The sequence below is a fragment of the Streptomyces sp. NBC_00582 genome, from assembly GCF_036345155.1.
GTDB lineage: Bacteria > Actinomycetota > Actinomycetes > Streptomycetales > Streptomycetaceae > Streptomyces.
In genome coordinates, this window is the sequence record NZ_CP107772.1 from 4229489 (window position 1) to 4249801 (window position 20313).

The following is a 20313-nucleotide window of genomic DNA, read 5'->3' on the forward strand; positions in this document are numbered from 1 at the left end:
GGCGGGCGGGCTCTGCTGTGCGGGCCAGGCAGGCGGACTGGGCGGGCGGGCCCGGCCGAGCGGAACCAGGCGGGCGAGCTGGGCATCCGGGAGCGGGCCCGGGGGCGGGCGGGCTCGACCGCAGCCCGGCGTGCGCGTCCGGGCGAGCGGGCCCAGGCGGGGGCCGGGGGGCAGGCTCGGGCGTCCGGACCCGGGCGGGGGCCGCGGATTGCGGGCCCTTGTGTACGAGCCCGCGCAGCGGCCGGGCGGGGGCCGCGGATTGCGGGCCCTTGTGCGCGAGCCCGCGCAGCGGCCGGGCGGGCGGGCTCAGCTCTGCGAGCCCTGCGCGGCGGCCCGCCGTGCGAGGTGGGGCAGGCAGGCCCGGCGGGCGGCTCAGGCGGGGGCCCTGGCCCGGGAGTGCGGGCTCGGGCATGCGCACCCCGGGGGTGCGGGCTCAGGAGAGGGACCGCGTCCTGTCCTGAGCCCGGCGTCCGGCCGGGACGGGTCAGCCCTTGGCCGGGGAGGCCTTCCCCGTCGGACCCGGGGCGGCGGTCTCCTCGCCGTCCACCGGGGCCTCCTTGAAGTCGACCTTGCCCATGTGCTTGCTCATCGACTTCATCAGGGCCCACACCGCCAGTGCCATCGCCGCGAACACGATGAAGCCGAGGACACCGGGGGTGACCTTGTTCTCGTCGACCTCCTTGGCGAGGGGGACGAGATGCGTCATTGCCAGGCTCACGCTTGCGCTCATGTCAGGCATTGTCCCGGACGCCCGCAAAGAGGTCGTCCTCGGGGATGGACGTATCGACGAGAGCCTTCGCGAGCTCGTACTCCTCGGTCGGCCAGACCTCCTTCTGGATCTCCATCGGCACCCGGAACCAGCCGCCGTCGGGATCGATCTGCGTGGCGTGGGCGATCAACGCCTTGTCCCGGATCTCGAAGAACTCCGCGCACGGGATGTGCGTGGTGAGCGTGCGCTCCTTCTGACCGAACTCGTCCCAGCGCTTGAGCCACTCCCCGTACGGCGACTCCAGACCGCGGTCGAGCAGCGCCTGGTGCAGCGCCTCGGTGCGGGGCCGGTTGAAGCCCTGGTTGTAGTACAGCTTCAGCGGCCGGTACGCCGGCCCGTACTCGTCCTCGGGGTACTTCGCGGTGTCGTCCGCGCCCTCGAACGCCACCATCGAGATCTTGTGGGTCATGATGTGGTCGGGGTGCGGGTAGCCGCCGTTCTCGTCGTAGGTGGTGATCACCTGGGGACGGAAGGAGCGGATCTGCTTCACCAGTTCGCCGGCCGCCTTGTCGACGTCCTCCAGCGCGAAGCAGCCCTCGGGCAGCGGCGGCAGCGGGTCGCCCTCGGGCAGACCGGAGTCGACGAAGCCGAGCCACTCCTGCTTGATGCCGAGGATCTCGCGGGCCTCGTCCATCTCCTTCTTGCGTACCTCGTGGATGTGCTCCTCGATGTACTTGTCGCCCTGAAGCTTGGGATTGAGGATGGAGCCGCGCTCCCCGCCCGTGCAGGTCACCACCAGCACGTCCACCCCCTCGGACACGTACTTCGCCATGGTGGCCGCGCCCTTGCTCGACTCGTCGTCGGGGTGCGCGTGCACGGCCATCAGTCGCAGCTGGTCAGTCAAGACTCAATCCTCGGTAAGTCGGCGCCCGTGTGAACCGGCGCGATCGCAGGCTTCTATAGTGACCGAATCGGGGGGCGAATAATTCCAGGGCCCTGGCCTGCCGAGAGGACGATCATGAGCACGGCGAGCACCAAAGTGCCCGAAGGCCGCTACGGCCGTGCCTCGGACGAGCGTGCCGACCGCACCCTGAAGATCGTCGGCGCCGTGCTGGGCGGGGTCCTGCTGGTGATCGTCGGTTTCTTCGCCTACCACTACGTCGGCCAGAACAAGATCAGCGCCGAGGTGATCACCTTCAAGGCCACCTCGGACGACGCGGTCGAGGTGCATCTGGAGGTCCGCAAGGACGCGGGGGCGAGCGGCTACTGCACCGTGCGCTCCCAGGCGGACGACGGCACCGAGGTGGGCCGGGCGGACTTCCGCTTCTCCGGGTCGGACACCCGGATCGACAAGGTGGTCACCCTTCGCACGACGGCCAAGGGCACGACGGCCGAGCTACTGGGCTGCCACGCCGACTGAGGGCACCCTGTCCTCCCCATTGCGTAGGCGCTGACCTGCGTTGACGTAATTCTAGTGGCTTATGTCCTCCCCCTTTGCCCGCGGAATTGTTAGGCTCGTGGTTTCGCCCATCCCCTGAGGAACATGCTTGAGGGTAGGGCGATGCTTTGTATTCCCAGTACCGACGAGGAGCACCTGTGACCCAGACCAGCGAGTCCGTCACCTGGCTTACCCAGGAGGCGTACAACAAGCTCAAGGAAGAGCTTGAGCACCTTACTGGTCCTGCGCGCACGGAGATCGCCGCCAAGATCGCGGCCGCGCGCGAGGAGGGCGACCTGCGCGAGAACGGCGGGTACCACGCGGCCAAGGAGGAGCAGGGCAAGCAGGAGCTCCGTGTGCGCCAGCTGACCCAGCTCCTCGAGAACGCCAAGGTCGGCGAGGCTCCGGCCTCCGCGGACGGTGCCGTGGCGCCCGGCATGGTCGTGACGATCGCCTTCGACGGTGACGAGGACGACACCATGACGTTCCTGCTCGCCTCCCGCGAGTACGCGAGCGCCGACATCGAGACCTACTCGCCGCAGTCCCCGCTGGGCACCGGCGTGATCGGTCACAAGGTCGGCGAGGACGCGGAGTACGAACTGCCGAACGGCAAGAAGGCCTCCGTGCGCATCCTCAAGGCCGAGCCCTACAACGGCTGAGCCACCTTTCTCTCCTGACGAGCCCCTGGCACCCGAGTTGCCGGGGGCTTCGCCATGTCGGGCCCGGCGGTCAGGCCGTCGCCGAGCGGTACTTGCGCACCGCCAGGGTGCGGAAGATCAGCACGATCAGGACCGAGTAGATCAGCGAGGCCCAGACCGGGTGCACCATGGGCCAGGCGTCAGAGGGTGACTGTCCGGGATTGGCGAACAGCACCCGGCACGCCTGGACCGTGGCGCTGAACGGGTTCCACTCGGCGATGTGGCGCAGCCAGGGCGTCATGTTGCTGGTGTCGACGAACGCGTTGGATATGAAGGTCACCGGGAAGAGCCAGATCAGCCCTCCGGAGGTGGCCGCCTCCGGGGTGCGGACGCTCAGGCCTATCAGGGCGCCGATCCAGGTGAACGCGTAACCGAGCAGGAGCAGCAGCCCGAAGGCGGCCAGAATCCGTCCGGCGTTGGTGTAACCGTCCGAGCCGGGGCGCCAGCCGACCAGGAGGGCGACGACCGCCAGGACGAGCAGGGTGAGCGCGGTCTGGACGAGGTCGGCGAGGGTCCGGCCGGTGAGCACCGCACCGCGCGCCATCGGCAGGGAGCGGAAGCGGTCTATCAGGCCCTTGTGCATGTCGTCGGCTATGCCCGCGCCGGCACCGGCGGTGGCGAAGGTGACGGTCTGCGCGAAGATCCCCGCCATCAGGAAGTTCTTGTAGGCGGTGGCGCTGGTGCTGCCGCCGATCTGCATGGAGCCACCGAAGACGTAGGTGAACAGCACCACGAACATGATGGGCTGGATGAGCCCGAAAATGACCATCTCGGGAATCCGTGACATGCGAATCAAGTTGCGTTTTGCAACGACCAGTGAGTCGCGGACGGACTGGCTCATGGGGTGGGCGGTGGCCGTTCCCCGGACGGTGTCGGTGACGGCGGTCATGCGACGACCTCCTTGCCCTTGCCCTTGGCTTTCCCGGCGCCGTTCTCCTCGGCCTTCTCCTCGGCCACATGTCCGGTCAGGGACAGGAAGACGTCGTCGAGGGTGGGCCGGCGCAGGCCTATGTCGTCCATCTCTATGCCGCGGGTGTCCAGCTCGCGGATGACCTCGGCGAGGAGCTTCGCGCCGCCGGTGACGGGCACGGTGAGTTTGCGGGTGTGCTCCTCGATGCTGGTCTCGCCCTTGCCGTACCCGGTGAGAACCTCGCGGGCGGTGGGGATCTGGTCGCGTTCATGGACCACGACCTCGATGCGCTCGCCGCCGGTGCGGGCCTTGAGCTGGTCGGAGGTGCCGCGGGCGATGACCTTGCCGCGGTCGACGACCGCGATGTCGTGCGCGAGGTGGTCGGCCTCCTCCAGATACTGCGTGGTCAGCAGCAGGGTCGTACCGCCGGAGACGAGACGCTTGATCACGTCCCACAGGAGTTGGCGGTTGCGTGGGTCGAGGCCGGTCGTCGGCTCGTCCATGAACATCACCGGTGGTGAGACGACCAGGGCCGCGGCCAGGTCGAGGCGGCGGCGCATGCCTCCGGAGTAGGTCTTGGCCGTGCGGTCGGCGGCGTCGGTGAGGTCGAACTGCTCCAGCAGTTCCTCGGCGCGGGCCTTCGCGGCCCTGGCCCTCATCTGGTAGAGCCGGCCGACCATCTGGAGGTTCTCGCGGCCGGTGAGGTATTCGTCGACCGCCGCGAACTGGCCGGACAGGCCGATCGAGCGGCGCACCTCGTTGGGGTGCTTGAGCACGTCGAGGCCGGCGACCTCCAGCCGCCCGCTGTCGGGTCGCAGGAGGGTGGTCAGGCAGCGGACGGCGGTGGTCTTGCCCGCCCCGTTCGGCCCGAGGAGGCCGAGGACGGTGCCCTCGGGGACGTCGAGGTCGACGCCGTCCAGAGCCCGTACGTCACCGAAGGTCTTGACCAGGCCTTCGGCGTAGATGGCGCCTGGCATAAAAGTCCTCCACGTCTTCGGGGATTCCTTCGAAAAGCCTAGGTTTGCACTGTTTCGGACGCCTGCGGCGGCCGCACATTCACCGTAACGCGATGTATCGCGACTGCCAATGCAATTCGCTCGTGTGGGTGACGAGAGGGCTCTGACCTCCAGAGCAGCCGGTCCTCCGTCGGGCGCGGGCCGTTCAGTCGACGATCGTGTACCCGGCCCGGCGCAGCGCCTGGCCGACCTCGGCGCAGTGCGCCGGCCCCTTCGTCTCCAGGTGCAGCTCGACCTCCGCCTCGGTCAGCCCGAGCCTCGGATCGGTCCGCACATGGCTCACGTCCAGAACGTTGGCGTCGACCACTGACAACACCCCCAGCAGCGTCGCGAGCGCACCCGGCCGGTCCGTCAGCCGCACACTGACCGCCAGGTAGCGGCCCTGCGCGGCCATGCCGTGCCGCAGCACGCGCTGCATCAGCACCGGGTCGACGTTGCCGCCGGACACCACCGCGACCACCGGGCCCTCGAACGCGCCGGGCTCGCTCAGCAGCGCCGCGACGGGACTCGCCCCGGCCGGTTCGACGACCAGCTTCGCCCGCTCCAGACACAGCAGCAGCGCGGTGGACAGCTCCCCCTCCGAGACCGTGCGCACCTCGTCCACCAGCTCGCCGACGATCCCGAACGGCACGTCCCCGGGGCGGCCGACCTTGATCCCGTCGGCCATCGTCGCCGGGGCCTCGATCGACACCGGCCGTCCGGCCGCCAGCGAGGGCGGATACGCCGCCGCCCCCTCCGCCTGCACCCCGACGACGCGCACATCGGGCCGCAGCGACTTCACCGCGACCGCGATACCCGCGGCGAGCCCGCCGCCGCCGATCCCGACGACGACCGTGCGCACCTCCGGGCACTGCTCCAGGATCTCCAGCCCGACCGTCCCCTGCCCCGCGATCACGTCGCCGTGGTCGAAGGGGTGGATGAACACCGCGCCCGTCCGCTCCGCGTACTCCTGCGCCGCGTCCAGCGTCTCGTCGACCACATGGCCGTGCAGGCGCACCTCGGCGCCGTACTCCCGGGTGGCGCTGATCTTGGGCAACGGGGCGCCCTTGGGCATGAACACCGTGGAGCGCACGCCCAGCAGTGACGACGCCAGCGCCACGCCCTGCGCGTGGTTGCCCGCGCTCGCCGCGACCACCCCGGCCGCCCGCTCCTCCGGCAGCAGCCCCGCGATCCGCACGTACGCGCCCCGCAGCTTGAACGATCCGGTCCGCTGGAGGTTCTCGCACTTGAGCAGCACCGGCGCCCCGACGAGCTGGGACAGATACCTGCTCCCCTCCATCGCCGTCACCCGCGCCACACCAGAGAGCATCTTCTGGGCGCCGCGCACGTCGTCGAGGGTGACGGGCCGCAAGGAGTCAGCCGTGCCATAGCTCATGTCATCAGCATCGCAGTTCACAGGCGGGAACGGCCGCTGTGACCAACCACCGAGACCGGTTTGCGCGGGGCCGGTACGACCCGGCTTCCGGCCGCGTACTCTGTCCCCCATTCCTGCCAGCACCCCCTTCATGAAGTGAGCCCCCGGCCATGCCCACTACACCTGAAATGTCGATGGACATGACGACCGTCGGTGACACCGGTCTTCTCGACACGCTGCAGCACGAGGTCGCGGTCTTCGCCCGCCGGGCCGAACAGACCCGCCTGGGCGGTGTCGGGCAGGTGCGCAATTCCATGGACCGCGCCGCGTACCTGCTGCTCAACCGTCTCGACAAGGAAGGCCCCATGGGCGTCAAGGCGCTCGCGGCGAGCATGGGGATCGACTCGTCGACCGTCACCCGGCAGGTGGCTCCCCTCGTCGACACCGGCCTGGTCAAGCGGACCTCGCACCCCGAGGACGGGCGGGCCGTGGTGCTTCAGCTCTCCCCGCGCGGGCAGTCGCGTCTGGAGGAAGTACGGTCCTCCCGGCGGCAGTTGATGGCCGAGCTGACCGAGGACTGGGCCCCGGAGGAGCGGGAGGCGTTCTGCTCCCTCCTCACCCGCTTCAACGTCGCCCTGTCCTCCCGGATGGCCGCCCAGGGCCTGCCGGGCGCGGAGCCGGCCGCCGCTTCCTGAACAGCGGGGTACGCGTGCGTAGGGGCGTTTTCCGCGGGGGCGCGTGCGCGGCTCTTGACCGAAAGCCCACCCCTGGCCTCATATGAGACCGGGTCCCTCTGCGTCGTACGTGGTGCCGCACCCGTACTCCACCGGGACCCGTTTCCAGGGGGTCGCCGTCAGGCGGGAGGCGCGGGGTGCGAGAGAGGCGTACGGTCCAGGAAGCCCGCCGGGCACGGGAGTTCGAGGCGTTCGTGGCCGGGGCGGGCGGACGGCTGCTGCGGACCGCGACGCTGCTCACCGCCGAGGCGGAGGAGGACAACCCCCGCGCGCGACGCCTGCTGACCCGCGCCCTCGCGCACACGTACGCGTGCTGGGACCGGCTGCGCGGTGACGACCCGTACAACCACGCGCGGGAGTGCCTGGCCGTCCGTTTCGCCCGCGGGACGTGGCACCGGTACGTCGCGCTGCCGTTCGGGCGCGTCCGGCCCTGCGGGCCGCTGGCCGCGCTCTCCCCGCAGCACCGGCTCGTCCTGGTCCTCCGGCTCCACGAGGGGGTGGCCGAGGAGCAGGTGGGGGCACTGCTCGCGCTGACCGCGGACCGCGTGAACCTGATCTGCGACCGGGCGATCACCCTCCTGCTCGATCCGCCGCGCGGGCCGGCCCCCGCGCGCGTGAGCGCGAAGGCGGCCACGTCGTGAACCGGCCGGAACGGGAGGCCGCCGTACGGCAGATGATGGAGCGGACCGCGCCGCGCGTACCGGCGGAGCTCCACGCGGACGTGGTCCGTCTGGGCGGCCGTATGCTGCGGCGCCGGACGATCGCCCTGCGCCTGATGTGGCTGCTGCTGTTCGCGGCGACCGTGGCGTTCGTCGTCTGGGCGGCCACGGCCCGCCCCTGGGTGGAGCCGCCGTCGGAGACGACTCCACCGGTCACCGGCTGGTGACCATCGCGCGGCAGCCCTCGCGGGAACCAGGGCCTGCCGCAGGTCCTAGCCCAGGGCCTGCTGCAGGTCCTCCAGCAGGTCGTCGACGTTCTCGATGCCGACGGAGAGCCGGACGAGGTCGCCGGGCACCTCCAGGGCCGAGCCCACCACCGAGGCGTGCGTCATACGGCCGGGGTGCTCGATGAGGGACTCGACGCCGCCCAGGGACTCGCCGAGGGTGAACACCTTGGCGCGGTTGCAGACCTCGACGGCCGCCTCCTCGCCGCCGGCGACCTGGAAGGAGATCATGCCGCCGAAGGACCGCATCTGCTTGGCCGCGACCTCGTGTCCCGGGTGCTCGGGCAGGCCCGGGTAGAGCACCTTCGTCACGCGCGCGTGGCGGCTCAGCATGTCGGCGATCTTGGTGGCGTTCTCGCTGTGCCGGTCCATGCGCACCGACAGTGTCTTGGTGCCGCGCAGCACCAGCCAGGAGTCGAAGGGCCCGGCGACCGCGCCCATCGCGTTCTGGTGGTACGCCAGTTCCTCGCCGAGTGTCGCGTCGGCGGTGATCAGCGCGCCGCCGACGACGTCGGAGTGGCCGCCCATGTACTTGGTCAGGGAGTGCACCACGACGTCCGCGCCGAGCGACAGCGGCTGCTGCAGGTACGGCGTGGCGAAGGTGTTGTCGACGACGAGCTTGGCGCCCGCGTCCCGCGCGACCTGGGCCACGGCGGCGATGTCGGTGATGCCGAGCAGCGGGTTGGAGGGGGTCTCCACCCACACGGCCTTGGTCTTCGGGGTGATCGCGGCCCGTACGGCCGACGGGTCGCTGGTGTCGGCGACCGACCACTCCACACCCCAGCGGGCGACGACCTTGGCGAAGAGGCGGAAGGTGCCGCCGTAGGCGTCGTTGGGGATGACCACGTGGTCGCCGGGGCTGAGCAGCGTACGCAACAGGCAGTCCTCGGCCGCCAGTCCGGAAGCGAACGCGAGTCCTCGGCGCCCGCCCTCGAGGGCGGCGAGGTTCTCCTCCAGGGCGGTGCGGGTCGGGTTGGCGCTGCGGCTGTACTCGTAGCCGCCGCGCAGGCCGCCGACGCCGTCCTGCTTGTAGGTCGAGACCTGGTAGATCGGCGGGACGACCGCGCCGGTGAGGGGATCCGCGGTGTTGCCCGCGTGGATCGCGAGAGTCTCGAAGTGCTGACTGATGTGCCTGTCGCTCATGGGCATCGAGCCTAGTCCGCTCGCGGGGCTGCTGCCGGACGGCCACGGGGTGGCTCCCGGGGCGGCGGGACGGCTGCCGGGACGTTTTTCCACAGGCTCCGGGGCCGGGGTTGGCCAATTGTCCGCGGCGTCTGGTTCGCTGGAGACATGGAAATTCTCTGGGTCCTGATGGCTCTGGTCATGCTCGGCTTCGTGCTGCTGCCGTTCCTGCGGCGCAGGCGCGGCATGATCGAGCAGGTCCCGGCGGGCCACCCGGACGCCGCGGACCCGGCCGACTACGGCTTCGTGCGCACGGAGGAGCTGGACATCCGCATGCCCGGCCCGGACCAGGACCTGCTGGACGTCCTGGACGTGGTGCAGCGCACACAGGACTACCGGGCGGCACAGCAGTTGCTGGCCGGCACGGAGATCGAGGGCGAGCTGCGCTGGCAGCGCGTGCAGGCCTTCGCGGGCGCGGCCGCGCTGGAGCTGCAGCAGCGGCCGGGCGGGGTCGCCGAGGCGCCGGGCGGGCAGTGGCTGCGGGTGTGGCGGGCGGAGGCGCCCAAGGACGCCGGCGGTGCGGCGGTGCACGCCGAGTTCCTGGTCCAGCAGGCGTGGCGGACCTCCACGCCGGGCACGGACGACTTCCGGATCATCATGGAGGAGGCGAAGGACGCCTGCGGCCAGGCGGCACTCCTCTCCCCCGGCGACCCGGTGCCGTACATCGTGGAGCTGTCGGTGGCGCGCGGCCTGCACTACGCGCAGTCCGAGTTCGACCAGCTCTGGCTGAGGATCCTGGACCGCGCCCCCGCGCACATGGGCGCGCACCTGGCCGCCCTGCACTACTGGTGCGAGAAGTGGCACGGCTCGCGCGAGCTGGCGTCCTCGTTCGCGGAGGCGGCCGCGGCCCGCGCGCCCCAGGGTTCGCTCCTCGCCGCGATGCCGCTGTTCACGGTCTTCGAGCACCTCCCCGAGGTGAACCTGGTCAGCGGCTTCTACCAGAGCGAGGTCGTGACGAAGGCGATCCACGGCGCCCTGTTCGCGGTGCACGCGGCCCGCCCGGACGACCCGATGCTGGCGCACGTCCGCCATCTGCTGATCTTCTTCCTGGTCCGCGGCGAGCGCTGGGCCGAGGCCATGAACCAGCTCATACACGTCGACGGCCATGTCGGCGCCCTGCCCTGGACCCTCTCCGCGGACCCGGCCGGCGAGTTCGCGGTGTACCGGGCGCTGGCGGTGGCGGGCTACGAGGCGAACGGCGGCAGCCCGGCGACACTGCCGCACTGACGCCTGCCGCGCGGGCACCGGCGCCCGGAATGCCGGAGGTTCTGACCGACTCCGGCTACGGCCCGATCACCACGGAGATCCTCCCGGCCGAGCCCCGTGCCTTCTACCCGGCCGAGGCGTACCACCAGCAGTACCTCGCCAGGAATCCGACGGGGTACTGCGGGATCGGCGGGGCGGGTGTCATCGCCGCTGCTCTCCTGATTGTGGTGCTGATCCTCCGGCGCCAAGTGCGCGAGTTCCGCTCCGGCCTCGTGACCTTCATTCCTGGCCTATCTCTTGGATGACCGCCCCACTAGACATGCACGGGCATGTCGTCAACGCCGGCCGGGTCCGGAGAGACGGACACCGCGACGTAGCGAAACTCGCCTCCTGCTCCGCCCAGATCTGAGTACGGCTTCCAGTCGAGGATGTACGCGCCCCGCAGGGTGCACGTGTTCGGCTCGTAGGCGCCCTCGGCCCACAACAGCGTGCCGACGAGCTCACGCCCTTGGTGGATCCTGAAGTCCCGATCTCTGGTCTGCCCCCGACCTAGGGCAGGCGGAGTCCAGAGAGCCGCGTCGTTGGTCAACATGATGGCCAGGCCGTTCTGATCCGACCGGCGGCAGAAGCGCTCCAGCCTGGCTATGTCCCGAACGAAGTGCAGACGAGCGAGGTCGGTGGCAGCGTGCCCCTTCAAGGCATAGTCCTCGGCAGGCATGCCTGCCGTGCCGGTCCACTTCCGGGTGAAGTACTTGAACTCAATCGCAGTGCGAGCCGAGGGGCCCATGCACAAGAGGTCCAGATATTCCTGCCTGCCCACCCCCCGCTGCGGCACCTCAAGCCTGGAGCGCACATCCGGCGCCAGTTCCCACAGCACCTGGGCGAAACTGTGCTGAAGGTCGGCTTCGGAGTGGAAGATCGGTCTGCGTCGCGCCAGTTGCACGATGATGTCGCCGAGAGCGATCCGGCCACCCACGGTCATGTCCCCGTCCATCGGCTCCATTGAAGTGGTTACCCACCTGAACTCTCAAGTCCACGGTGTCTGGCGCTGCACTCGTGACTGCGAGCCGTACCCTTCGGACACGAAATCGGACAGGCACCGCAGGCCGGCCTCTTCTACGGCACGTCTTGCCGATCCCAGTAGGCGGCATGGAGGGCAGGGGAGTTTCGGTAGCGGTGCACCAGCCGCTCGAAGTGCATCCCTTCAAGAGGAGAGGCTTGAGCCCGTCGGTTGAGGACATATGGCTCAATCGCGTTCCAAACTCGTGGCGGAGAGCGATGAAAGCAAGCCAACACCAGATCGAACGACAATAATTTTCGCTCGACCAACACGCCCAGCATCTCGAGTTGATCGTGAAGTTGCCAGAAGGAATGGAAATCTTCGTCGCACATGCGCGTGGGATCAAAGTTCTGGGGCGATCCGAACTCGCCGCTCAAGAGACGATGCCGAAAGCGGCGTGCCGCTGGGGAATGGTATTTCTCTTGGAACGAGATGAGGAGCTGCACATGCCGTGACAGGCGCGCCTCCTTGATCTGCGAGTAGGCGAAGAACGAGGCGGCGATCACAACTATGGTTCCGATCGCTGCGCTCACGGCACTGACGACTTCCCACATGTCCCCCACGCATGCAGTACATCACTCCGCCGTGCCGTTGGGTAGACGACTCTCGCGGACCTGGCTGAGCAGGCTGCCGACGCGCTCACGGCAAGGCGAAAATCAGTGGCTGCCTGAACCGGCCGACCGCAGGCTGTACGCCATGGAACAACCGCAACGCGGGATCCGGGCGGCCTATGCGGATTCCACGATCACCGTCTACCAGGCGTACTCCCCGGAGATCGGCCTGCCCGCCGTCCGGGACGGTCGTTTCCCCGCCGTGTGGAAGCGCGACAGGATGACATGGGTCACCAAGCCGCGCTCACAGACCATGGCTGTCCTGCTAGAAAGATCCGGATGCCGGCTGATCTACTCCACGCCGATGCCGCAGTCCGGGACGAGTTCTTCCAAGCCGCCTGTGTAGCCCCTGCCGACAAAGGCATAGTGATGCGGACCGAGGTCAGTTGGATGTCAAGAGAGTGCGATTGCCGGCGTGGAAGGCTGAGACGTTTTTCTTCTCTATCGGGGGATGATCAGGTCGGTCAACTGTCCGGGAGTGGGCACCTTCCCCCGGTTCAGGATGAGCGCGACCCCGATGACCAGCAGCGGCAACAGGGCTACGAGCGCAGCCTCGGGAAGGCCCGCCAAAGCCGCTCCTGTCAGGAGCGCAACGATCGATACCCCCACAGCGACGAACCGCAGACCCTCACGCGGCGCGACACGTTCCTCGCCGAGGTGAGTTTCATCCAATAGCTGCCCGACGTGTCCTTCGGCGTAGCGCTCTGCGATCGTCAGCAGCATGACCATTAGGTCTTCCAATGCTTGCTCAGGCTCTGCGTCCTGGCGAACCTCCGCCTCGCGCAGGACTGCAACCACCCGCTCGGAGTGAGCCTTGACGACCCTTTCGTGGTGACGTCGCGCCTTGCCCTTGCGTGATCGGTACGCCCGCCACACGATCCGTTCTGCAGTACGCATCGACACCCTGGCCACGGTGCTGCCCGGTGGCGAGGTGCAGTGTTGACGGTGTGCCTCGGCACACTGCAATGCGGCAACCAGCAATGCGACCACTGGCCAACATTCCAGGTAGGCAACAAAACCACCGGTAACGCCCGTTGCGCGGCGCCGTCTCCGGTCTTGCTCCTCGCGCTCCCTGCGCCGCCGCTCGGGACTCCTGGCGTGCGTTGCGGCCACGGCCACTCTGCGCAGGATCAGAGCAACGGCAAGTAGGACGAGCAGTATCACGGGACCCCGGGCAGTGTGAAACACATCGTCCATCCCGCCCCACTGGCGCACCTGCGCGGGCAAACCGCTCGCCCAGTTGATGAGCGCGCCCAGCGGACCAGGCTCCCCCGCTCGCTCCACCGGATCACGTGGGGGCGACTGCTTCTCCTCCCACGCTCCTGGCTCCCCTAACCACCACACCAGCAACAGCACACTGCCGAGCAGCGCAACAAGGATGGGAAGTGCTGTCTGGGCCGCATAGAACCACCTAGAGACCCACTTGGGAGCAAGACCCCAACCCTGCGGAAGCCGTTCGATCACGCCTGTCGGAATCGTCTCCCGCATCTGGTCGTGCAGCTTCCCTGCACCAATCTCCGCCAACCGTAGCCGTCGGGTCCTGACTGTCCCGACGGCGCTCCTCAGCGGAGCTGCCATTCGCCGCCGTGCAGAGCGTGTCAAGTCCCAGGCAAATGCCCCGAGTGTCCAGATGGCTATCCAAAGTATCAAGGGAACCACGTGACGTAGTCTCGCGCATTGCACCGACACTGTGACCTGAGCGCCCTCAACTGCATCCAGGGAGATCGATGTTGAGGAGCTTGCTGGGGCGCCGCTCAGGTTGCGGCCGACGAGCGTCGGTAGCCCGGCTACGACCGGCGCTATAAGTCTGTGAACATGGCTTGACATGGATCAAGCCGTCGTTCCTGTGGATGATGTACCGGTGCGGCTGGGGTGCGAAGGTGGCGCAGGAGACCGTGCTGGCCGTCGAGATCAGCCGTGACGGCTTCGAGTGGGCGCTGCGCCATGCGTGTCTGTCGAGCCATTTGCGCGGCGTGCACCCCGACCGGGCCGCCTGGCAGCGTCAGTTGAAGCGTGCGCCCGCTCGCGTGCAGTGGGACCTCGAGCGGGACCTGCGCCTGCGGCCTCTGCCGTACCGGTCCCTGCAACTCGGTCTTTCCGGCGAGGCCGTACGACGCTACGCGGACGAATGGCTCGTCGGCATCCGCGACGTAACCCCACTCGCTCAGGAGATACACGCCCTCGTCGGTGAGGGTGACCTGGACTCCGCCGCTCGCCTGCTGCCCCAGGAACGCGCATATCCCGCGGGAGACGAGCTTCTTGCCCACCTGCGGGGATGACGGGGCACACGGCGCCCCCGCCGGTGGCCGGGGACCGGCCCTGCAGGAAGCCACCTCCCGCCACGCGGTGGATTCACTCCACCTCGATGCCGAGATCCTGGACGAGTTCCTCCAGGCCGCCCGTGTAGCCCTTGCCGCCCAGTACGAAGTCCCGGTCTCCGTTTGCTCTTCGGCGGAAGGAGCCTGGTGCCAGGGCGGTTTCGTGCGGTCGGCCGGGTCGGAGACGTCCAGGGGGCCCCGCTCGGTCAGTCGTGGGTCGAGGAGGCGGATGCCGGCGTCCGTGAAGCCGGAGAGGTCGGCGTGCGGGTCGGCCTCGGGGTCGATGGCCGCCACGAGGACGAGTCGGTCGGCCTCGTCGGGCAGGCCGTCGAAGGAGACACAGATCGCGGTCAAGGAGACTGGCGGGTAACCGGTAAGGCGCCGGGCCGCGGGACCGGAGGGCTGCCGTCACCAGCACTGCTCCGCTCCCAGCACCTGGAGCAGAGCCAGGGCCTCCGCGGCGGGGGACTGCGAGGGCGCGCTGTAGAGCACGAGGTGCTGGTCGCGGTCCGTGAGGGTGAGGGTGTCGCAGTCGACGGTGATCTCGCCGACGACGGGGTGGTGGAAGGTCTTCGTGAGCGTCGGCGTGGCCTGTACGTCGTGCCGCTCCCAGAGCCGGGCGAAGTCGGGTTCGCAGGAGCGGAGTTCGTCGACGAGGCCGGTCACCGCGGGATCCGTCGGGTAGCGGGCGAGGGTGGCGCGGAGTTGCATGACGACGTGCTGCCGGAACGCGGCGGCGTCGGAGATCCCGTACAGCGGCGGGTCGGTTCGCGCAGGCCGGAGGAACGCCCGGCGCGCGAGATTGCGGTCCTTCGGGGCGAGCCCGGCGAAGTCCTCCATGAGCGCGGCGGCTAGGTCGTTCCACGCGAGCACCTCGAACGCGGCGGACAGGACGAAGGCGGCCGTCTGTGGCAGCCGCTCGATGAGGGCGAGGATGCTCGGGCGGACGTCACGCCGGTGCAGCCGGGCCCGGGTCGGCGCGGTACCCGCGAGGACGTGGAGGTGATCGGACTCGGCGTCGGTGAGGCGCAGCGCGCCCGCGATCCCGGCGAGCACCTCGCCCGACGGTCGCGGCGCCCTGCCCTGCTCGAGCCGGACGTAGTACTCCGTGGAGATGTGGGCGAGGACCGCGGCCTCCTCGCGGCGAAGACCCGGTGTCCGGCGTCGCGGTCCGGAGGGAAGGCCGACGTCCTCCGGCCGGAGCCGCTCGCGACGGCTGCGGAGGAACGCCCCGAGCTCCTGCTTGTCCATACCTTGAGTCTGCCTGTCGCGCGGCGCCGGATCCTGGTACCGCCTGTGCCTGTATCCGCCCCGGAAGCCGACCGGACACTGCCGTCATGACGAACGACAGCAACGCCATCCACGACATCGACGACAGCAACGACCGCGCGTCCATCGGCCTGCTCAGCGGCAAGGTCGTGTTCATCACGGGTGCCAGCCGTGGCATCGGGGCGGCCGCGGCCCGGCTCTTCGCCTCCGAGGGCGCCGCCGTCGTGCTCGCCGCACGCGGCACGGACGCCCTCGACCGCGTCGTCGCCGAGATCCGCGCCGACGGGGGCGTCGCCGACGCCGTCCCCCTGGACCTCGCCGACCGTGCGAGTGTCCGCGCGGCGGTGGACCGCGTCGAGGAGCTCCACGGGCGGCTCGACGGCGCCTTCAACAACGGCGCGGCGATCCAGCGGCCCGGGCCGCTCGACACCACCGACGACGAGGACGTCGACGAACAGTTCGCCGTGAACTTCCGTTCGCACTGGACCGCCATGAACGCCGAGTGCGCACTCATGCGACGGACCGGTGGCGGGGCGATCGTCAACACCTCGAGCATCGGCAGCCGCCGCGCGAATCCCGCTCTCCCCGCGTACGGCGCCATGAAGCGCGCGCTCAACAGCATCACCGAGACCGCGGCCGTGACCTGGGGCCCTCAAGGCATCCGGGTGAACGGCATCACGCCCGGCGGCACCGCCACGGAGATGATCGACGCGTGGGAGGCGCAGTCGCCGGGCATCATCGAGCGCAACAACGCGGTGACCCCTCTCGGCCGCATGGCCGAGCCCCGCGAGGTCGCCGAGGTGGCCGCGTGGCTGCTCAGCGACCGTGCGTCGATGGTGACGGGCGCGATCGTGCCGGTGGACGGCGGCGCGGGTGCCTGAGCGGACGGGTCGAGCCGGGGCAGACCCAGCCGGGGCGGGCCGTGGCGGCACCGCCCCTTACCTCACCACCTCACCGGAAATCAGCCTTCCGTGCGGGCCGGCAGGCGCCAGCCCGGGCGGGGGAAGTGGCAGGTGTAGCCGTCCGGGTAGCGCTGCAGGTAGTCCTGGTGCTCGGGCTCGGCCTCCCAGAAGGGGCCGACCGGCTCCACCTCGGTGACGACCTTGCCGGGCCACAGGCCTGAGGCGTCGACGTCCGCGATCGTGTCCTCGGCGATCCGCTTCTGCTCGTCGTCCACGTAGTAGATCGCCGAGCGGTAGCTGAGGCCGATGTCGTTGCCCTGGCGGTTCTTGGTGCTCGGGTCGTGGATCTGGAAGAAGAACTCCAGGATCGCGCGGTAGTCGGTCTGCTCGGGGTCGTAGAGGATCTCGATGGCCTCGGCGTGCGTGCCGTGGTTGCGGTACGTCGCGTTCGGCACGTCACCCCCGGTGTAGCCGACCCGGGTCGCCGTCACGCCGGGCTGCCGGCGGATCAGCTCCTCCATCCCCCAGAAGCATCCGCCCGCCAGCACGGCCCTCTGCGTCTGCGCAGCCATTACGGCCCCTCCAGTACTCGTCTCGTCAGCCAGTTCACCGGGCTCCTCGGCTCGCACACCCTCCGCTTCCGATGGCCCACCCTCCACAACGCGCGAGGGCTCCCGGCGATTCCGTGTACGCGCGGGCGGACGGTGAACGGCAGACGAAGAGCGCGGGTAGCCTCGCCATCGCACTGTCGTGGCCGTGACCTGCGCGGATACCGTGGCCGGTCACTCGCCATCGCACCGTCGTGGCCGTGACCTGCGCGGATACCGTGGCCGGTCACTCGCCATCGCACCGTCGTGGCCGTGACCTGCGCGGATACCGTGGCCGGTCTGGTGACACGGGGTGGGGACGTCTGCCGGCGGTCGGTCTGCCGATGGCCGTCGAGGTCGGCCGCGGTGGTGGCGTGCCCTCGGCCGTTGCGCACAGCGCGGCCCCGTACGACGCGGCGACCCGGACCGGCGCCGCCGTGTCGACGACGGTCCCGCGGAGCGGCGGTACCGCCTCGCGCTCCGGCAGGCCGGCCGCCTCGGTGGAGGAACAGATCGCCGAGCCGGACGGCGGCGCCCGCGAAACGGGCGGCCCGGACGACGACGCCCGCCGCGGTTCCCGTCCACGACCGCGCTGCGAACGACTTCGTGGCGCCGGAGGGCCGTACCGGCCCACCGGTAAGCGGCCGGTCGGTCGTGCGGGGCCCTCGTGGATGCGCCCTACGGGGTGGACATCCGGGTGCCGGGCGACTCCCGCGCGCTGCGCCCGGCTCCTCTCGGCGCGATCTCCCCCTGCGGGGGGAGAATCACGGTCATCCCCTTCATGGAGCCAGACCCCGGCCTGCCGCGCCGCGGCTGACATGGCCTCGGCCGTGGGGCCGTCGACCGCTTCGGCTCGCGTCCCCAGCGGTCGTAGGACCGGGCGCCGGCCGCCCACAGCTCGGGCAGGACCACGAGATCGTCGCCCGCCCGGGCGCGGACCAGCGAGGCCGCCTGGTGGCGGCGCTCGTCGGCGGAGTCCGTCGCGGCCACGGAGAGCTGGATCAGCGAAGCACGCACGGCTGTCACCTCCCCGACGAGCGTAAGGAGCCCCACGCGTGTCTCGCCCGACGAGCGTAAGGAGCCCCACGCGTGTCTCGCCCGACGAGCGTAAGGAGCCCCACGCGTGTCTCGCCCTGCGAGCGCAAGGAGCCCCACGCGTGTCTCGCCCTGCGAGCGCAAGGAGCCCCACGCGTGTCTCGGGCCCCGTGCGGAACGGGCCTCGGCCGGTCGGTCGCCCTCAGACGTCCCCCGAAGACGCTCCGGAGCGTCCGCCGAAGATCCCCGAGGCACTGCTGCGGGCCCGCCTCAGGGTCTCCGCGGCGAGCCGTCGGAGATCCCTGTGGTGCGGGGCGCGGATCTGGCGCCAGGTGCGGCGGGGGCAGGGGCCCTGCGGAGCGGTCTTGAGGAAGTCGCCGTACGGGACGCGGCGTGGCGGCAGGCCGATCTCCACCCAGTGGGCGTCCTTCGAGGAATTGAAGGCCCAGCCGTCGCCGGGGATGCGGACGTGGTCCCGGCGGCCGTCCTTGTTCTGCGAGGTGATCTGCAGGACCTTCGCGTGGGTCGGTCCACGTCCGACGACCACGCAGTAGTGGCGGGCCTTCTCCTCCCGATCACGGAAGGGCACCATCGCCAGCCACACCTCGCCGGGCAGCGGCCTGCCCCGCTCCCAGCGGCGCAGCGGCCGCCGGAAGACGAACGCGGTCGCGCCGGCCGCGAGGCTCTCGACACCGGCCTCGAGGCTCCAGTTGCCCGTGTCCATCCTGTGCCGCAGCCACAGGGCCTCCGCGACGCAGAGGCCGAGGAGCAGCAGCCCCAGGGCGAGGGCCCGCGGGAACCGGCCTGGTCTGCGGCGGCCCGAGGACCAGGCGATGGCGGTGGCGGTGAGGAGGGAGACGAGGATCAGCAGGGTCATCTCGCCGAAGTCGAGCCGCTGCGGCGGTGTCTGGGCCGCCATCAGGTCGTACATCCAGACCGGCATGACGAGGAATTCGCCGACGATGACGAGGAACAGCACCATTCCCAGGCAGCCGAACACGCATTTCCCCCCTCGTCGCCCGTTCTCCACGCACGGTATCCGGCCCCGGGGGCCGTCGACGTCCGTAGATGTACGTACCCCGCTACTACGCTCCGCCGCCGGGCATCGGGCGCCGGCCCGCGCGGAATTCGGTTGCCGGTCGTCCTCCCGGCGCGGGCTAATACATCCATGGCTGACATTCACGGCTCGTACGACGAACTGTTCGCGGCGGTGCCCACGGCGCTGGCCGCACTGCTGGACGGCGGGGACGCGGGCGGCTCGGTGGCCGTGTTCGTGGACGGTGAGGCGGTGGTGGACGTCTGGGGCGGGTTCGCCGACGCCGGGCGGACGGTGCCGTGGGAGCGGGACACGATCGTCAACGTCTATTCGGTGACGAAGACGATGACCGCGCTGTGCGCGCTGGTCCTCGCCGACCGCGGTGAGCTCGACCTGGACGCGCCGGTCGCCCGGTACTGGCCCGAGTTCGCCGCGGCGGGCAAGGAGGGGGTGCTCGTCAGGCATCTGCTCGCGCACACCGCGGGCCTGCCGGACTGGGACGGGCCGGTGGCCGAGCTCTACGACTGGCCGGCCGCCACGTCGCGGCTCGCCGCCCTGGCGCCGCAGTGGGAACCGGGCAGCGCGGCCGGTTACCACTCGCTCACCCAGGGGTTCCTCGTGGGCGAGGTCGTACGCCGGATCAGCGGCCGGAGTCCGGGCGCGTTCTTCGCCGAAGAGATCGCCGGGCCGCTGGGGGCGGACTTCCACATGGGGCTGGGCGCAGAGCACGACCACCGCGTGGCGCCGACGGTACCGCCGCCGGGCCAGGACGAGGACTACCACGCGAGCGCACCGGGCGGCGAGGCGGCAGCCACCGGGACGGAGAGCGGGGCCGGAACCGGGGCCGCGACCGCGACGCGGGCTGCGACCCGGATCCGGGTGCGGGACGGGAACGGCACGGACTGGCGGCGCGCGCAGATCCCCGCCGCGAGTGGCTTCGGGAACGCCCGTTCGGTCGCCCTGGTCCAGTCGGTGATGGCCTGCGGCGGGACGCTCGGCGGGGTACGGCTGCTGTCGCAGGCCGGCTGTGCTCGCGCGTGGGAGGAGCAGTTCGACGGCGAGGACCGGCTGCTCGGCAGGCCCGTCCGCTGGGGGCTGGGGTACGGGCTGTTCGGGGCCACGTACGGCTGGGGCGGCTGGGGCGGCTCGCTGGTGATGATCGAGCCGGAGTCACGGATGACGGTGGCGTACGTGACGAACCAGATGCGTGAGCCGGCGGGTGACAGCCGGGGGCTGGAGATCGTGATGTCGGTCTACGACGGGCTCAAGGGGCTGGGCGCCTGACGCACGACGGCCCCGGGTACG

At 70.2% G+C, this 20313-nt stretch carries 22 protein-coding genes and 3 pseudogenes; 11 read left to right on the plus strand and 14 right to left on the minus strand.

Annotation, left to right across the window (positions count from 1 at the left end):
* Nucleotides 1-484: 484 nt before the first annotated feature.
* Nucleotides 485-739 carry a hypothetical protein gene (locus OG852_RS18505; RefSeq protein WP_133912695.1) on the minus strand — a complete coding sequence of 85 codons (255 nt, stop codon included), beginning with the start codon at nucleotides 737-739 and terminating at the stop codon, nucleotides 485-487.
* A complete protein-coding gene (gene mca / locus OG852_RS18510) occupies nucleotides 732-1592 on the minus strand; it encodes a mycothiol conjugate amidase Mca (RefSeq protein ID WP_166663556.1) in 861 nt (286 codons plus the stop codon). Before mca ends, OG852_RS18505 begins: the two co-directional genes overlap by 8 nt.
* Nucleotides 1593-1727: 135 nt before the next feature.
* Between mca and OG852_RS18515 the strand changes: the two genes are divergently transcribed.
* Both OG852_RS18515 and greA read left to right on the plus strand, forming a co-directional pair.
* Nucleotides 1728-2129 carry a DUF4307 domain-containing protein gene (locus OG852_RS18515; RefSeq protein ID WP_133912697.1) on the plus strand — a complete coding sequence of 134 codons (402 nt, stop codon included), beginning with the start codon at nucleotides 1728-1730 and terminating at the stop codon, nucleotides 2127-2129.
* Nucleotides 2130-2305: 176 nt separating this feature from the next.
* Nucleotides 2306-2806, plus strand: a complete 501-nt coding sequence (greA, locus tag OG852_RS18520) for a transcription elongation factor GreA (protein WP_133912698.1) — start codon at nucleotides 2306-2308, stop codon at nucleotides 2804-2806.
* A 70-nt stretch (nucleotides 2807-2876) separates the two neighbouring features.
* Here the strand turns inward: greA and OG852_RS18525 are convergent, their stop codons facing one another.
* The 3 genes from OG852_RS18525 to ilvA form a co-directional block, all read right to left on the minus strand.
* Complete coding sequence (locus OG852_RS18525; RefSeq protein ID WP_133912699.1) at nucleotides 2877-3734, minus strand: ABC transporter permease; 858 nt, start codon at nucleotides 3732-3734, stop codon at nucleotides 2877-2879.
* Nucleotides 3731-4732: an ATP-binding cassette domain-containing protein gene (locus OG852_RS18530; protein ID WP_133912700.1), complete on the minus strand. Its 1002-nt coding sequence runs from the start codon at nucleotides 4730-4732 to the stop codon at nucleotides 3731-3733. Before OG852_RS18530 ends, OG852_RS18525 begins: the two co-directional genes overlap by 4 nt.
* A gap of 184 nt (nucleotides 4733-4916) precedes the next feature.
* A complete protein-coding gene (gene ilvA, locus OG852_RS18535; protein WP_133912701.1) occupies nucleotides 4917-6146 on the minus strand; it encodes a threonine ammonia-lyase in 1230 nt (409 codons plus the stop codon).
* Nucleotides 6147-6313: 167 nt separating this feature from the next.
* Between ilvA and OG852_RS18540 the strand changes: the two genes are divergently transcribed.
* The 3 genes from OG852_RS18540 to OG852_RS18550 all read left to right on the plus strand — a co-directional run bounded on the left by OG852_RS18540 (nucleotide 6314) and on the right by OG852_RS18550 (nucleotide 7745).
* A complete protein-coding gene (locus OG852_RS18540; protein ID WP_133912894.1) occupies nucleotides 6314-6820 on the plus strand; it encodes a MarR family winged helix-turn-helix transcriptional regulator in 507 nt (168 codons plus the stop codon).
* Between the two features lie 176 nt (nucleotides 6821-6996).
* Complete coding sequence (locus OG852_RS18545; protein ID WP_133912702.1) at nucleotides 6997-7500, plus strand: RNA polymerase subunit sigma-70; 504 nt, start codon at nucleotides 6997-6999, stop codon at nucleotides 7498-7500.
* Entirely contained in the window at nucleotides 7497-7745 is a 249-nt protein-coding gene (locus OG852_RS18550; protein WP_133912703.1) for a hypothetical protein, read from the plus strand. Before OG852_RS18545 ends, OG852_RS18550 begins: the two co-directional genes overlap by 4 nt.
* Before the next feature lie 45 nt (nucleotides 7746-7790).
* Here the strand turns inward: OG852_RS18550 and OG852_RS18555 are convergent, their stop codons facing one another.
* Nucleotides 7791-8945 (minus strand): cystathionine gamma-synthase, encoded by a 1155-nt coding sequence (locus OG852_RS18555; RefSeq protein ID WP_133912704.1) that lies wholly within the window; start codon nucleotides 8943-8945, stop codon nucleotides 7791-7793.
* A 147-nt stretch (nucleotides 8946-9092) separates the two neighbouring features.
* Between OG852_RS18555 and OG852_RS18560 the strand changes: the two genes are divergently transcribed.
* Together OG852_RS18560 and OG852_RS18565 are read left to right on the plus strand one after the other, a co-directional pair.
* Nucleotides 9093-10211, plus strand: a complete 1119-nt coding sequence (locus OG852_RS18560) for a hypothetical protein (protein WP_133912705.1) — start codon at nucleotides 9093-9095, stop codon at nucleotides 10209-10211.
* Between the two features lie 35 nt (nucleotides 10212-10246).
* Nucleotides 10247-10495 (plus strand): annotated as a pseudogene (locus OG852_RS18565) (peptide-methionine (S)-S-oxide reductase); the annotation flags it as partial.
* Between the two features lie 8 nt (nucleotides 10496-10503).
* Here OG852_RS18565 and OG852_RS18570 read toward each other — a convergent pair.
* Together OG852_RS18570 and OG852_RS18575 are read right to left on the minus strand one after the other, a co-directional pair.
* Nucleotides 10504-11184: a hypothetical protein gene (locus OG852_RS18570; protein ID WP_330348485.1), complete on the minus strand. Its 681-nt coding sequence runs from the start codon at nucleotides 11182-11184 to the stop codon at nucleotides 10504-10506.
* Between the two features lie 122 nt (nucleotides 11185-11306).
* Nucleotides 11307-11783 (minus strand): DUF4760 domain-containing protein, encoded by a 477-nt coding sequence (locus OG852_RS18575; RefSeq protein ID WP_133912706.1) that lies wholly within the window; start codon nucleotides 11781-11783, stop codon nucleotides 11307-11309.
* 163 nt (nucleotides 11784-11946) lie between these two features.
* On the opposite strand from OG852_RS18575, the pseudogene OG852_RS18580 reads away from it, so the two are divergent.
* Nucleotides 11947-12093 (plus strand): annotated as a pseudogene (locus OG852_RS18580) (DUF4291 family protein); the annotation flags it as partial.
* A gap of 209 nt (nucleotides 12094-12302) precedes the next feature.
* Here OG852_RS18580 and OG852_RS18585 read toward each other — a convergent pair.
* Nucleotides 12303-13349, minus strand: coding sequence for a hypothetical protein (locus OG852_RS18585; protein WP_330348486.1), 1047 nt, complete (start codon nucleotides 13347-13349; stop codon nucleotides 12303-12305).
* 332 nt (nucleotides 13350-13681) lie between these two features.
* Here OG852_RS18585 and OG852_RS18590 point away from each other — a divergent pair, with 332 nt between their 5' ends.
* Complete coding sequence (locus OG852_RS18590; RefSeq protein ID WP_443064539.1) at nucleotides 13682-14140, plus strand: DUF4291 domain-containing protein; 459 nt, start codon at nucleotides 13682-13684, stop codon at nucleotides 14138-14140.
* A 73-nt stretch (nucleotides 14141-14213) separates the two neighbouring features.
* Here OG852_RS18590 and OG852_RS18595 read toward each other — a convergent pair.
* Nucleotides 14214-14527: pseudogene (locus OG852_RS18595) on the minus strand (TerD family protein); the annotation flags it as partial.
* Nucleotides 14528-14587: 60 nt separating this feature from the next.
* Nucleotides 14588-15430 (minus strand): helix-turn-helix transcriptional regulator, encoded by an 843-nt coding sequence (locus tag OG852_RS18600; RefSeq protein ID WP_330348487.1) that lies wholly within the window; start codon nucleotides 15428-15430, stop codon nucleotides 14588-14590.
* Between the two features lie 86 nt (nucleotides 15431-15516).
* Between OG852_RS18600 and OG852_RS18605 the strand changes: the two genes are divergently transcribed.
* Nucleotides 15517-16329, plus strand: a complete 813-nt coding sequence (locus OG852_RS18605; protein WP_330348488.1) for an SDR family NAD(P)-dependent oxidoreductase — start codon at nucleotides 15517-15519, stop codon at nucleotides 16327-16329.
* Between the two features lie 80 nt (nucleotides 16330-16409).
* On the opposite strand, the gene msrA is transcribed toward OG852_RS18605, so the two are convergent.
* From msrA to OG852_RS18620, 3 genes are all read right to left on the minus strand, one after another.
* A complete protein-coding gene (gene msrA, locus OG852_RS18610) occupies nucleotides 16410-16922 on the minus strand; it encodes a peptide-methionine (S)-S-oxide reductase MsrA (RefSeq protein ID WP_133912709.1) in 513 nt (170 codons plus the stop codon).
* A 693-nt stretch (nucleotides 16923-17615) separates the two neighbouring features.
* On the minus strand, nucleotides 17616-17954 hold the full coding sequence (locus OG852_RS18615; RefSeq protein ID WP_443064540.1) for a hypothetical protein: 339 nt from the start codon (nucleotides 17952-17954) through the stop codon (nucleotides 17616-17618).
* A gap of 220 nt (nucleotides 17955-18174) precedes the next feature.
* Complete coding sequence (locus tag OG852_RS18620; protein ID WP_330348489.1) at nucleotides 18175-18972, minus strand: hypothetical protein; 798 nt, start codon at nucleotides 18970-18972, stop codon at nucleotides 18175-18177.
* A gap of 168 nt (nucleotides 18973-19140) precedes the next feature.
* Between OG852_RS18620 and OG852_RS18625 the strand changes: the two genes are divergently transcribed.
* Nucleotides 19141-20292, plus strand: a complete 1152-nt coding sequence (locus OG852_RS18625) for a serine hydrolase domain-containing protein (RefSeq protein ID WP_133912711.1) — start codon at nucleotides 19141-19143, stop codon at nucleotides 20290-20292.
* Nucleotides 20293-20313: the final 21 nt, after the last annotated feature.

Coding starts and splice junctions, on each gene's coding strand:
- OG852_RS18540 (WP_133912894.1), top strand. CDS start 6,314: ATGTCGATGGACATGACGACCGTCGGTGACACCGGTCTTCTCGACACG.
- OG852_RS18515 (WP_133912697.1), top strand. CDS start 1,728: ATGAGCACGGCGAGCACCAAAGTGCCCGAAGGCCGCTACGGCCGTGCC.
- OG852_RS18530 (WP_133912700.1), bottom strand. CDS start 4,732: ATGCCAGGCGCCATCTACGCCGAAGGCCTGGTCAAGACCTTCGGTGAC.
- OG852_RS18560 (WP_133912705.1), top strand. CDS start 9,093: ATGGAAATTCTCTGGGTCCTGATGGCTCTGGTCATGCTCGGCTTCGTG.
- ilvA (WP_133912701.1), bottom strand. CDS start 6,146: ATGAGCTATGGCACGGCTGACTCCTTGCGGCCCGTCACCCTCGACGAC.
- OG852_RS18600 (WP_330348487.1), bottom strand. CDS start 15,430: ATGGACAAGCAGGAGCTCGGGGCGTTCCTCCGCAGCCGTCGCGAGCGG.
- mca (WP_166663556.1), bottom strand. CDS start 1,592: ATGGCCGTGCACGCGCACCCCGACGACGAGTCGAGCAAGGGCGCGGCC.
- OG852_RS18585 (WP_330348486.1), bottom strand. CDS start 13,349: ATGCGGGAGACGATTCCGACAGGCGTGATCGAACGGCTTCCGCAGGGT.
- OG852_RS18625 (WP_133912711.1), top strand. CDS start 19,141: ATGGCTGACATTCACGGCTCGTACGACGAACTGTTCGCGGCGGTGCCC.
- OG852_RS18605 (WP_330348488.1), top strand. CDS start 15,517: ATGACGAACGACAGCAACGCCATCCACGACATCGACGACAGCAACGAC.
- OG852_RS18525 (WP_133912699.1), bottom strand. CDS start 3,734: ATGACCGCCGTCACCGACACCGTCCGGGGAACGGCCACCGCCCACCCC.
- OG852_RS18555 (WP_133912704.1), bottom strand. CDS start 8,945: ATGAGCGACAGGCACATCAGTCAGCACTTCGAGACTCTCGCGATCCAC.
- msrA (WP_133912709.1), bottom strand. CDS start 16,922: ATGGCTGCGCAGACGCAGAGGGCCGTGCTGGCGGGCGGATGCTTCTGG.
- OG852_RS18570 (WP_330348485.1), bottom strand. CDS start 11,184: ATGGACGGGGACATGACCGTGGGTGGCCGGATCGCTCTCGGCGACATC.
- OG852_RS18505 (WP_133912695.1), bottom strand. CDS start 739: ATGCCTGACATGAGCGCAAGCGTGAGCCTGGCAATGACGCATCTCGTC.